General features: G+C 33.1%; 5 protein-coding genes. All 5 read right to left on the bottom strand.

From position 1 onward, the window contains the following. Positions 1-16: 16 nt before the first annotated feature. The 5 genes from FHK87_RS18450 to FHK87_RS18470 are packed head-to-tail and all read right to left on the bottom strand — an operon-like array spanning position 17 to position 14,474. Complete coding sequence (locus FHK87_RS18450; protein ID WP_140595253.1) at positions 17-1,816, bottom strand: contractile injection system tape measure protein; 1,800 nt, start codon at positions 1,814-1,816, stop codon at positions 17-19. 4 nt (positions 1,817-1,820) lie between these two features. Then, positions 1,821-8,897: a hypothetical protein gene (locus tag FHK87_RS18455; protein ID WP_140595254.1), complete on the bottom strand. Its 7,077-nt coding sequence runs from the start codon at positions 8,895-8,897 to the stop codon at positions 1,821-1,823. A 1-nt stretch (position 8,898) separates the two neighbouring features. Then, complete coding sequence (locus FHK87_RS18460; protein WP_140595255.1) at positions 8,899-13,734, bottom strand: hypothetical protein; 4,836 nt, start codon at positions 13,732-13,734, stop codon at positions 8,899-8,901. 16 nt (positions 13,735-13,750) lie between these two features. Then, on the bottom strand, positions 13,751-14,173 hold the full coding sequence (locus FHK87_RS18465; RefSeq protein ID WP_140595256.1) for a GPW/gp25 family protein: 423 nt from the start codon (positions 14,171-14,173) through the stop codon (positions 13,751-13,753). Positions 14,174-14,183: 10 nt separating this feature from the next. Further along, complete coding sequence (locus FHK87_RS18470) at positions 14,184-14,474, bottom strand: PAAR domain-containing protein (RefSeq protein WP_140595257.1); 291 nt, start codon at positions 14,472-14,474, stop codon at positions 14,184-14,186. Between the last annotated feature and the right edge of the window lies 1 nt (position 14,475).

Raw genomic sequence — 14,475 nt, forward strand, 5'->3', positions numbered from 1 at the left:
TTGTTATAATTTTAATTTATCTCCATTCTACTTTCAAAATTTCTTCCATCCAAAGGAGCTTTACGATATTGATATTCCATGGAAGTCTATCTAACAAAATATCTAATGCATTATGCTCTACATAGAGTTTCCATCCCGTTTGTTCTTTTTCTAGTTTTCCCTGCCTACCTAAAAAACCTTGTCGTAATCCATCAGGTGAGGTTCCACCTAAAACGCCCCAATGTTCAATAGCTGCTTGTAATAAGTGTTCTGCTTCGTGTTTTTCATCTTCAGTAATCTCTAAGGTATGATCGAGTGGCATATTAACCGGCATTTCACATAAGAACTTCGGTAATACCATGTCATATTCTTTAGGCTTCTCCTCTCCGGTTGCCAAAAAATGTAAGAGTAACACTGCTTTACTTCTTGCACTAAAATTTTTGAAATCTTTTCCTTGAATCAATTCTAATTTTCTGAAAAAAGAATGTAAAAAAGGATGTACTAATACAACCCCGGCATTATTAAAAAATTGAGGTGACTCTAGCTGTTCATTAGTAAACTCCTCCTCTTGTAGTATCCATTCATCTTCTTTTGCAATCGAATCTTCAGTAGTTTTATCCGTATGATCTTGTGATGTTATGATTTCATCTTCCCCTTTTGAATTTTGGTATTCTGCTGAAGGGTTTAATTCTTCAATATCATGTTCTTCTTGGATTTCTGACTGTTCTTCCCGAGGTTTTGAGAGCTCCTTATCGGCGACTTTTTCTTCTGCTGAAGCAGTTTTTTCTTGTTTTTGATGTGCTGACCATTCTTGAGTTATCAATTTGAACAATAAACTATCTTCTTGAACACCTTTTTTGGTATTATCTCCTGTTATTGCATGAATGATAACGGTTTCAAAATCATTTTTATATATCTTTTTGAGATATGAGAGTAATGCGATATGTATTGAAATGCTGTCCTTTTTTTCTCTCTTTAGGATAACCATTTCAAAAATTTGCTTCCAAAGTTTGATCTCTAGTGCTCTAAATGATGTTTTTAGTTTTTCCTGAACAAATGAGGATTTAAAAATTATTTCCAGTTCTTCAAAAAATTGAGAAACCTGTTTTTGTGTCAGTCCTGTATACACTTCGACAATAGATTGCAAATCTTTTCTAGAATGTTGCAAAATTAATCTCTGCAACGCTAAAGGATGCTCTTTTATCTTTTCGGCTAATTTTAATATGGCAATGGTTTCTGTAGCCAGTATTTCTAAGACAGATACGATCCAATCTTCATTGGGTAGAATACTATATGAAGGCAAGTTTCCTTTCTCGAGCCAATGCAACCATGCAGTAAAATGATAGTCTTGTAACGATTGTCGTTTTTCTAACGTTGACAAAGCTTTATCATTTGTTGTCTTATGATCTGTACCGCTTTGAAACCTGTCTTTATGTTTTTTAAAACGGTCTTTAGAGTGATCTTTTACTGAAAAATTATTTCTCGAATGATTAAAAGAATTAGAAATGTCATTGTTTTCTTTTCGTCGAAAAGACCTACTCATCCCCTCCCTAGTAAACAACCGATCTCGTATTTCTTTTTCTAAAAGATCAATGATCGTGTTGATCATCTTTGTCACATCTAGATTTTCTAGATCAAAGTACCCTATATCAATCTCGATAGTATCGAATCTGATCACTTCATTTTCGCCAACTAATGTATCAAAAAGCGCATTGAGTTTTGGGGTAAGTGTTGTCCATACCAATTGACTCATCTTTTGTTGCAGTTCATGAGGGTTTTTAGAAGAATTAACTTCTAAATGCATGATTTGTTTGCCTATAAGATGAGTATTAGCCATAGTATTACTTAACTAGTTTTTTGATTTGCGATAAAGGTTTTGGATTGGCTTTGGTTTTTAAGTCTTCACTTTTCCATTCTTTAAAAAGCGTTGGTAAACTCATTCCTTTTTTACTAAGCGCAGTCAAACTTTTTTGTAATCGTTCTACATCTTTTCCTTTCAGCTCTTCTTTATAACTTAATACAATATGATCAAACAGGTGCCAGGTTGCATTTTTGAGCAATTCTAAAAAGCTTTCTATGTTATTATCTTTTTGTAGACTGTATTTATTAAAAAAGTCAACTAGCCTATTATATCCTAAAACATTGGGGGTGTTTTCTATAAAAAATATGGTACGCTCATAGCTTTTTGTTTTTGCCATAGCCTTATCTGCAACGGCATTTACATTTGCTAAATACTGTGGTTTTCTCTTTCTGATTTTTGATAAAAGATTTGCAGAGCTCTTAGCTGGTTTTTCTTGTTTTGTTGTTTTTGTAGACTTGGTTTTGGCAGATGTTGTTTTTTTTGTTGTACTACTTTTTATTTTGGCTGTTTCCTTAGTATTTTTAGTTTGTACTACTGATTTTTTAGCCTTCGGTTTTTCTTCTTTTACATCTGTTTTTGAAGGCTCTTTTATTGAAAGCGTATCGGTTTCTGAAGCAGTATGATCAGTAGAAGCTTCAAAAGAAGAAGTTTCGAGAGGACAATCATACCAAAATAAAGTTCCTGATGTTTCTTCTAAAGAAATGTCATATGTGTTCGCATTACAATTGCAATCACTTTCTGTTTCTACAACCGTTTCACATACTGGTTCTGATCGTAAGGTTGCAATATCGTTTGTAAATTCACAATTGATTTTATCGCCATCAGAATAATCAGATGTGGTTTCTGATTTTTGTTTCCATTGTAACCACTTTCGATATGTATCCTCAAACTTGCACATGTTTTGCGGGCTTAACCATAGGATATTTAGTCCTACCATAGCAGGAACTTCTTTGTATAAGAATTGTTCAAATGCCTGACGTTGGGTTTTGGTTCTGAATCTTCTATGCCATGATGGTAGTGCTACAGTTGCCCAAAATGAATATGGATCACTACCCGGTATGTATTTTATAGTATCAACATCCGAATCGATACAAGGGTCTCCTTTTTCTCTATTAGGTTGCCATTCTACTGTACAATCTGGTTCAGGGCAAACCGGTAATAGGCATTGAATTTTATTTTCTTGATCAGATGTTGAAGATGAACTTGTTTGCTGATCATTCTGGCAAGCTGAATTGTCTTTGGGTCTTAATAAAATATGTTCTACCAAATGCATTCCTGTATCAAGAATACTTGCTTTTGTTCTTTGAATTGCATTTTTAACCTCTTGAAGGCTTTCATATTGCTGTGGATGATATGCAAGTTCTTTTTTCTTATCTACTATTTGAAATGTATGTGCCCCATATGTTGTTTTTGATATTTCTTCTGTAGTAAACACTTCACTTTGAGCAAAATCGCAAAAGCTTTGGAATGCTATAATAGCTTCTGTAGCGCAACTATATTCATTACTACTGATAAACGGAAATGGATCATTATTCTGCTGAGTAGTTTGAGTACTTTCATCGTCATTGGTCTCGCAACCACAAGCTTGTAATCCATCGGGAGTAGTATCGTTATCATATTCTTTCCAATATATTCTATATCGGTATCCTGTTGCTGTTTTGTATACAGGAAAATAGTTCACCTGCTTATCTAATCTTATATAATCAAATGAATAGCTATCAATAAGGTCAATTAATCTTGTACTTCCTTCGTATTTTTCTAATAAGAAAATCTTGATAAACTCATTTCTATTTAATGTTTCTTTGCTTTGATGTAATGCTTCTTGAATATGAAACCAAAAATCACAAAATGCTTTATTAGAATACCCTATAAACCAATCGGTAATTTCTAATTGCTCTCGCGTTTCAACTTCTTCTTCTTTTTTATTAGTTATAAATTGACTCCAATCAAATTTTTTCAGTTGATCAATCCATTGCGTTGCAGCTATATTTCTTAGTTTTTTAGCATCGTACATAATTGTATGATCCACCAAAAAATATGTGGGAGACACGATCTTAAATTTCCAATAATGTTCATCACATATAATTTGATAATTTTTATCATCTTCTGCTGCATACGTAAATTCTCTTACTCCTCCTGTAACACATTGACCGCATTCATTTGTTGTAGAAGGGTAATTGGTATCCCATGCATCACTATCCGATATAAATTCATTTGCACTTTCTGCCAAAACTTCTACAAATCCTACATAGTATTCATTATGATCACAGAATATTTTACAATTATTTGATGTTCCTGCTAAGGTATAGAAATGTTGATACGCTTTTAAAGCTGCTTCTTTAGTATCATATTTATGTACACTTTCCCAAAGTAAACTATGAGCAGAATCCAAGGTATTAGAACTGCAATCAATTCCGGAAAGTAACGGCTCTCTAGTTTCGACCTTATAAGTATAATAATTTTCGTCTGTAACTTCTGTGCTATGTTTTCGAATCGGAAATAACGCTGCTAATTTTGTATAATATTCGATCACATTTTCTTTGTGATCTTTTCCTTCTATGTTATTTCTTATATTTTCAGGAATTACAGCAACAAAAGAAATAGGGTCACAGGAACTATCCGTTGGTGATTTATAGATTTCATCTACACAGATATTACAATTACTTTCTTGGCCTGTTTCTTCTTCTGAGTTTGTTTGATCAGTTTCTTGTTCTTTACACGTTAAATAATCATTATATTCTTTTGAATATAATGCCATTTCTATTAAGTCCATCCATTTTCCCTTCCAGGCTTCATGAGCTTCTTCATAGGTATCATAACCGTTATAACTATTGAGTACAAATGTATTTTCTTGATCATCTGTAAATGATACTTGATAATGATATTGATTAGGATTTTTTTCAGGACAAATGATTGTCTCTTCTGCTAAAAAGTTTTTTAGGTTTATTGGAGGTACTTGATCACAAATCAGGGATTGAATTTGATTTGATGATTCTTTTTCTGGACATCGATATGGATTTATTGCCAAAGGTGTGTTCTTTTTATAGAAACGCCATTCAAAATTTCCGTTCTGATTCTCGATCATATTTTGATCTATATAGTGCTCTATATCTTTGGTAGTATCAGGATAAATCTCAGAAATGTATTGTAAAACTTGTTTTGCCTTTTCTTTAGAGGCTTTTTCTTTGCCATTTGTGTATTGTACTACAACAGGAGTCCCTTTCTTTTCCTGATACAAAGCAAACTGATATGTTTTGTTATTGATGGGTTGTAGCTTTAGCTTTGGTAATATATGCATAAAATTAACATATGCTTCCTCTGCTTTTTGTCTAGTATTATATGTCTCATGACTAATAAATATGGGGTCTAAATCTTTTTGAGTATTGCTGCATCCATAGATATATTTATACTGAACAGGTGTTGCTACTACACAAAATTCATAACAATGAGGTTCAAAAATGTCATTGTTTTCTTTGGCTACTTCTGCAACAATAGTTTTATCAAAATTTGATTGTGCTCTCGCTTTTGAAGAAAATTCTGTAGAAGAAACTAATAATTCTTCTTCGCAGTGATGTAATGACCAAGTATACCTTCTAGGCTCTTCTTTTACAAAAACAGGTAATGTATTGTTTTTGAGATAACGCATCATTGCATTCAATGATTTGGTACGATCGGGCGCAGTTTCAAAATGTTTTGGAGGTAATGCTAAAAACAGATTATACTGATCTTTCAAAATATAACTATATTCTGGATTAGCCTGATCTCCGGATAACAAGTAATTCTTTTTAAGGTTTCCTAATTTGAATACGGTTTCTATATCCTGTAGTGCTTGTTTTTCTGAATCATAAACGCAATAACTTGTACATAACAATTCACTTTTATCTAAAACCTGAAACCCAAATTTATTTTTTTCCTGATCATATTCTGGTTGCGTATTGATATTGCTAAATAACTCAACGCATGCTTCAATACATTTTTCAAAGCTTGTTTCTTCGGGATTGATATCATTTGAAGTTGCAATAGTAGCCCCTTTTTCATTTTGTATTAGTATTCTAAACTTGTCGTCTATTTCTTCTACTTTATATCTTGGCTGTGCACTCCCTAATACTTTTGCCTGCCGCCATGCTGCAACTGCTCGATAAGGATCGGGGTAACAACTTGAACCTTTAACTTCTAAGGTACCATTAATAGGCAATCTCCATTTAGTAGCGCTATCATGTTGTGTAAGGTAACTTTCCAAATCCGCATCTTGAATCATATTTTGCCATGCTTCGTCTGCAGTTTGAAAAACAGTTTCGCTAGATATTATTTCTTTTGATGTATTAACATCCATATGCCATTTCCATGTAATCAGTGTTTGAATATCACAAGGAAAAACATTGGCATCCAGATAACAATTTTCTCTCTCTAGTGGTAATAATCGATATTCTTTTTCAGGATAAAGGATTTTGTCTTGTGTATTAATATTTTTTACAAAATCTTCTCGTTTTTCTATGGCGACCTTTTCAGACCTCATCTTTGTACTGTTACTTCTTACAATACTTTCTCCATTTGTGTCACATAATTCTTGATGATAGTTGTATTTGGTGACAGTGATATTTTCTTCTCTGGGGTGTTCTGAAAACATACGGCAAATCGTATTGGCATCAAATCCATTTAGATTTTTTTCTAGTTGCTTGTACGAATTTGGATCTTTGAGTTGTTCTATAATTCTTAACGATGCTTCTTTTAATTCTTTGACTGTTTCAAAACCTTTGTTGCTTCTAAAAAGTAAGTTATTTGCCCAATCTTTTAAAACTATTCTGAAACTTTGAACAACTTCAAAATTACAAAGGTTACGCCGTTGAAATGTTTCTATCCCGGAGCGTAATGAAACTCTTTTTTCAAACCCTGAAACATTATTTGTATTCCATGAGTTTTGAAGATAATCAAAGGCTTTTCCTCTATTTCTACTTACCTCAGCAAAATCACTGATGTACTCGGATTGATCATTGATTTCTTTTTGAGCCTGCTCTTCAAAACTCAAATTTTCTTTGTATTGCAGTAGCGTATACTCGGTAAATTCTTCTCCAAATCTTGCCAGTAAGTGATCCAAAAATTGCTTACGTCTAACTACATATTCTTCATCATTTTCTGTAAGTTCTTGAATCAAATCAATATATGACAGTGGCGTATAGGTAATATCAAAAAAGTGTTGATCAGAACGTTCTGTTGATGAAGTTTCTGTTACCAAATGGTAGCTTTGCTGCATTGTAGCAAGAAAGACCGTATGCTTTGCTTCTGTTCTTGCTTCTTGTGTTGTGACATATCTTTTAATCCCTACCAAAATAAAATCGTTAGGTAAGTCTGCCTGTATGCTAAAGAAATATCCTCTTTTATCTTTGAGAATCTCTATGGTATATCTTTCATTACATAAAGAATCAATGAATTGATTGATATAAATATCTCTAATGCCTGATGACGTAAAACTAAACATGCTTATCACATGATCATTCGTTTTACAATATTTTTCTATCATCAACTCAAAAGAAGTATTTGCTTTGAGTTCTAAGAGTATATTCTGCCAAATTTCATCATTTGCAACCGGAACTGCTAATAAAGAATTAGCGGTCAGTCGTCCTTCATTTTGATCATAAAATCGCAATAAATTCTCTATACCGGGAACTGAGTCGGGAATTTGAGTAAAATAGGTTCTTTGCTCTTCTAAAGTCCTCTCATGCTCTGATTTTAATGAAAATAAAGTTCTAAGGTTTGCTAACTGGGCAGTATAATTGGCTAATATTTGATCATAAAATAACAGGTACCCTTTGAATTGTAGTGCTTGCGTTTTTCTTTCTAAGGTACTACTTTCCGGCACTCCGTCTTCTCCTATTCCATAAACTACCGGAAAATCATTTTGAATAGAATAATATTCATCTAAGTCTTTACGATACAAACCAGAATCTACACTGTTATTCAAACTTTCTATAGATAATCTAAATTTTTTGTTGAAAGAAAAAGAGCTACGAATTCTGGATTTATCGAGTATTACTGCACCTTTTGTTGTAAAAAGATCGATACATGTTTTTGCCATTGAAAAAACCGGAACACAATCTTTTGGAATTTTGTTTTCCCAATTAGAAGAAGTATCGTTTACGTCAAACGCTCCTGTAAGTGCTATTTTTTTAATTTTTCGTACCCCTTCAATAGTAAGAATTGTATGATATAAATCAGAGAGGTATATCATCTTTCTCCTATCAAAACTTTCTATTTCTTCTGTATCTACAAATCCAAAACTATCCTTTCTGTAAGGTCTTCCTGCAAAAATTTCATCTATATTTTTTCCTTTATCCAGAAGTTCCTGAAGGGTATAATATCTAATCTCCGGTTGAATATATTGTCGTATTCTCCTAAAAATTTCTTCATATATCTTGCTTTCATCACCTCCCTCATGAAGTTCTACTTCTACACAAGCACCAACTTCAATAGGTTTCAAAACATGAATTGTTGTGTAATCTTCACATAAATTTCTATATGTGTTTACTATTTTTTTGACCTCAGAAATAAGTTCTTGATCATTAACAATATCATTTTCTTTCTCAATATAAATCTTATATAATCCATTTAAAGAGGCTAACGTAGCACGACTATTGTCACTATTACAGGATAAGTCATTATTACTATCGAGGTAAAGGTTCTTTTCTTGATTTGTGACTTCTAACCATGCATTTCTAACCCCTGGTACTTCTAAAAGTAGTTTTCGATAATCTGTAATAGTAACCGGATTATTGGTGAGTATTTCTAATGGAGTTAAAAAATTATCATCATATCCTTGAGATGCTATGATATCTTCAAAAGGTAAGTTGGTTTTATACCCTAAATCCATTAAGGCATATACCAATACTTCTAAAATAGTAACTCCGGGATCATGCACATTATGATCTGTCCATATCTTACCCGAAAGTTCTCCTATATGCTTAAGTCCTTCTCTTCTTAATTTTTCGAAATCCAAATATTCCGGAAGATTAGGGTCATCTTGTTTGATAACAGATATATTATTATTGTCTAATTCTGTCATATCAACTTTGTTCTGATGGTTCATCTATAATTATAGGTGGCAAGTTATCGTTATCTACTTCGCTGTCTTGATTTGATTCATCACATTGCTCTTCTTCAATTCTGATTACGATTTCTCCTGCTGTTAAAATTGATCTGGAAGTAATGGGCTTAATTTCAGATCCGTTTTGATTTTCTTCTCCTCTAAGTTCTAGTTGTGTAATAAAGTCTATATATTCTAAAGCTTCTACAAACCCTACGATATCAGAAAATAACACCGATTGTCCAAAAGCTATTTTTTCTGAATCACCCAGATACCAAGGTGCTAAAAGGTTTGTAATGTCTTCTTTTAGTTTTTTTTGATAAAAACTTCTTGATTTTCCTCTGTATAATTGTACTGATATGGTAACATCAACTTTTTCATACCTTGGGTTCATGACTTTTATCTTTGCAAAGGGAGACGTTTTTTTCCGTAAATGATCCCCTATCTGTTCTAGTACACTTACCGGAGCTTTGGGTTCTAATTGATCTCCTGATTTTAATTTTGTTAAATCAGGAATTACAGTCACTACAACATAACCAGGAGCTAGTTCAAGATCTCTACGATATTGTAGTGCAGATAACCCCATAGTATGACTAATACATTTTACTTTGTAGATATTAGAAAATCCCTCTAAAACTATTTTCTCATAATCATTAAGCATTAGCGCTCTTCCTTTATGCTTAAGATGCTCACTGACTCTTAGATAGTAACGTCCTTCTACTTCGGGTTCTTTTCCTCCAAACGATGGGTAGAGTTGTTCTACTTTTTTTACACTAAAATCAGCTTCAACAAGTTTACTTACGCTTCCTTCTTCTAGGGGAGTGTTCAATCTGTTTAGATCATTATCTTTACTTAACCTTGCAGATGTTTTTGCAGCTTGCGTATGAATACCTATGGTCTCTGCAATAGCCTTTGCATTAGACAGAGTAGAAACTTTGAGCCAATATAAATGGTCAGGCATTAGTGTGTTTCCTTCTGTATTAATATCATCAGGAACTGCAATTGTAACGATTCCTGATACGGTAAGCCCATCTGTCTCATCGGATACAATATTAAAATCCGGCCTCAATGTTATCCATGTATTATGACTTAGATATTGCCATTGTATTTCTGCACGAGGCATTTCAGAATTGGCTGTAGCTTCTGCTAATTGAAATAGTAAAGAAAGTGTACCTCCGGGAGTAAGATTTTCTATCCCTATAAACAAAGTACCTTCATCAACCAACAAAGGAAAAAGCGTTGGTTTTTGTGTAATCTCTTCTCTTTTTGAGGTATTATCATATGGATACAAGTGTATAATATCCATATCATTGCTATCGGCTGTCGCAGTATAGTCTAAGTGTAACCCTTTTATAGTGGGTGTCCAAGGTTCATTAGGAATCAATGCCTGAGAGCCGTCTTTATTGAAGAATTTTAAAATATTAGATTTTTTAAATATCTCATCAATATTTTTAAGACTATCACTTATCGTTCTTACGAGTGTATAGATATCACCTCCTTCTCCTAAGGTGGTTAATAATACTGTTACAAACTCAGTAAACTCATCATTTATATCACTTCCTTTTGCTTCTAATTCTCCTTTAAATATTATGAATTGTCCTCTGATGGAAGCAAATCGAGACACTAATTCTCCCATCACCTGTATTAGAGAATCACTTATATACTGCTGTAAATTTGTTCTAAAAGTGTCAAAATCATTTTCTATATAACTTCTTATTCCGTTTATAAATGTAATGACTTCATCAATTTTGGCCTTTATACTATCACTGTTATTAGGTGCGTCTGCATTATCTACAATAGTAACGACATCATCAATTCCATCTTTAATATCTGTTGCAGGCCCTATGAGATCATTCTTTACTGTCGCCAAATCTCCACTGGCATTATTGATGGCATCTATAAGGTCAGCGCTTATTTTTTGAATTCCATCTGTAGACCCAGACCCTAATAAAATAGCAGTAAGATTAGTAATAATAGTCTGCATAGCACTCTCGATTGCATTGACTCTATTAACTAATTGAGGAGTATTTCTATCATACAATGTATCTCGTATGGTACTTAATGTGGTTAAAAAATTATTTAGACCAGACAATCTACCCGTATTAAAATTACCTAAGTCGACATTAAATGGGTCTACGTCGGTATTGATATAATTATCGATATCACTTATAATATCGTTTATCGCAGTAATAATACCATCTATTTCGGTTTTATTCTCTTGTACAAAAGTCTCTAAATCACTAATCTCAGTAATCAATGCATTAGAAGAATCGATGGCATTTTTCAAGCTATCCGTTATCCCTTCTCCTGTAATAGAAAGGTCATCTACTGCTCTAATAATAATTTTATTAGAAGTAATGTAGATAGCATCCGTTAATTTTTCTCCCTGAGCGGATAAGGCATACGCTAGCATTTGCCTACCTAAAACAAAAGGATATTCTTTATGCAAAAAATCTTGACCATATAGTGTAAATCTAAGGAAACCATTTTGTGCACTTTTAAAGTTTTCTATATCTTCATCAAAGTCTACATAGGTATCCCCCTCAAAATTTTGCACTTCCCAACCATAAACTGTTCTATTACATTTTAAGGTATTAAATTCTTCTGTTGTATTTGTAAAAAGTTTTTGTGCTTCTTCTATCAGAGGTTTCCAGTCTCCTTTTTCTAAAGTATCGATCTTGATTTTAAATTCTTCTTCATTAAGGCCTAGATTTTTTAACTCAATATTTTTCTCTTCAATATTATTTGGCTCCTTTAAGTATGCCTTGTAATGATCGTTAAAATTATTTGGTTTTTCTTTCCATTCTATATTTACACGAACAGCTTCCCATTTTTTGAACAACACTTCTTTACTACCTATATAAAAACTAGGACCTAACAAAGAATTTGGATCTACAGGAACGATAACTTCATCTGGATCGGCTTGGTTTGTAATTTGATTCATTGGATCAAAACCCGGTACATTAGGTCTCAAACCAAATGGAAACATCTGACTATTCGGGTCTAAGGCTCCATCATCATTGTGTGCTATTATGTTTTTAACTCCACAAACATTTACAGTTATCTTGGCGTCTGTAAGTTGTAATCCTTGCAAGACATCATATGGAGAAATGGCAATATTTTGGTGACTGTTTTCTCTCTTCAAAAAACAATATGGGTCAGAATTAGTAGAAAAATTACCATCTATTTCTACAGCATCATTAAGTTCAATTTTGACTACAGGAAAATTTTGCCTAACATTAATCTTCTCTTTAAGTTTTTCTTCATCATAGAAAGTGACCGGAGGCATGTCTAATGAAAGTGTTATCTCAAATAAAAATTGAATTTTATTCTGATCAGTATCTAAATCTGGTGTTGTAACCTTTGGAAGTACTTCTATCCATTCATCTGCCCCACTAAGCCATACTTTGAAGAATGAAGAAACATCATTACCAAACTTTGCTATAACTTCTGTACTAGGTTTTTCTGGATGGTAACAATCTAAAACAATATTTATAGATCGTTCTCCTTCTTGGAGCAATAATACCGGAGACGACAATACGAACCCTAATCGAGCTTTTGGATGCTCTTGTATGATTTCTTCTTTGACATATTTACTATATTTTCCTCCTAAAGTTGCCCAGTTTTTGGATTGATCTTTTGCAAATGCTTTACCTAAACCATCAAGAGAGTTGGCTACCGGTGCGGTATATATCCCTTCAATATATTCTTGTACAGGGGTTTTATTAATGAGTAGTGTTCTTAATTCTGTGATTTGAGCTTTATCTAGAATAATTTCATGATCCAGCCCAAACTGTATATCCTGTTTGTTATTGTCTTTTCCATTTTTGAGCAATACATCTTTTGGTAAAGGATATTCATTAAGATGCTTTGCTACCTCAAAAACAATATGAGCTTTATCTGATACTGCCGCTCTAGGCGTAATCTTTAATATGTTTTGATAAAAATAATCCAAATGTTTTTTACCAAGCTCATTAATATTGTGCTGTAGATAGTCAAAGAGTTCTAAAAATGTAAACAACAAAGCCAAATGGGGTTCGTGTCTCTTTTGTTGTGATGCTTGTAAGGGTCTTAGACTTTCTTCTATGTATGTAGGCGCAATTGTAACAATTTCTGTAAATCCACTTAATGTTTTATAAAAAATTGTACTTATGTTTTCTGCAATTTTTAGATATGCTTCTTCTTTTCCTTTTTTTACATTTTGGATATCAGTTTGTAATCCATACACATCTTGAACTTCTAATTGCCAAGGCTTTCTGAGATAAGCCGTAAAATTTTGTTTTTTTGTGCATAGAAAAGTAGCACTTGCATTATGTAATGCAATAAAAGACTTCAAAGCATCAATAAAAGAAGACTTTATAATCGTTTGTATTGGTGTACTAAAACTATTTTGCTCTCTTTCTATTGCTTCAAATAAAACAGTAATCGGTGTAATGATTTTATTGAGAAAAAAATTAAATAGTGACTCTAATGATTGTTTGGATTGCTCTCTTTTAATTTCGTCATATAAAACTATAAATCCTTGATCAAGTACCGATGTAGAACGTTTACTTATTGCTGATAACTGAAATGGAAGACTGTCTTCAAAAAATGCAGTCCAATGATCTAACTCTTGATATTCTTCTCCTGTATTATCTCTTATATACTCATAGTAATTGATTTGCAAAGCATATTTACTGATGATACTCAATCGGTCTGCAAGTGTTTTACCATCTATAGGTGCAAAATCACTCTGCAATGCTTGTATTCTACGAGTTCTTTGGCTTGTCCCTGTTCGACTTTTTAAGGGATGTGATATTCTTGATGGTGTCTTCATCTATATATTGATTTTTTTATATCCCTTGATCTGCTTCTCTTAAATAAAAATCATAAACGTAGTTGTATCTGGTATTGGTTCCTTCAATCTCATAATGTACGGTAATCTTTAGTAATCCCTCAATAAGTTCAAAAGCGTCTGCTTCTGTTATATCGACTCTTTCTAGTTTAATTCTGGGTTCGTAGTATAGAATTGAGCGTTCTACAAGATCTTTTAAAAAACCAATTAATGAACTATCCAAGCTTTCGAACTGATAATCTTTAAGATTACAACCATAATCAGCTTGCATTACTCGTTCTCCCAAACTTGTAGAAAGTAATATCTCGAGGCTTTGTTCTATATCTTTTTCGGCACTTACCATAGTTACGGTTTTGCTCTTTTTTTCAAAAGCAGGTGGAAATGACCAACCTGTGCCTAAGTATTCTTTGCTTGAATTCATTTGTTCTTTTTTATCCTCCTATCATAACTGTTGGGTTACCTTGTATGATAACTCCTCCATGAGCAGTGGTATCGCCCATTCTTGCTGCTGGTTTTCCTCCAATAAATACGGTAGAAGAACCTTTTACAATATTATCAGGTGGTCCTGTACATATACAAAGGTCTCCTACAACTGCTGCGGGTTGTCCTCCTATCATAACTGTAGGTATTGATGGCCCTGTAACTGGCCCTCCTACATGAGGTACCGGTCCATTTGATAATGGGCATGTATGCATATCTCCTAATCTTGCTGCTGCTGGCATT

Source organism: Aquimarina algicola (genome assembly GCF_006443095.1).
Lineage (GTDB): Bacteria > Bacteroidota > Bacteroidia > Flavobacteriales > Flavobacteriaceae > Aquimarina > Aquimarina algicola.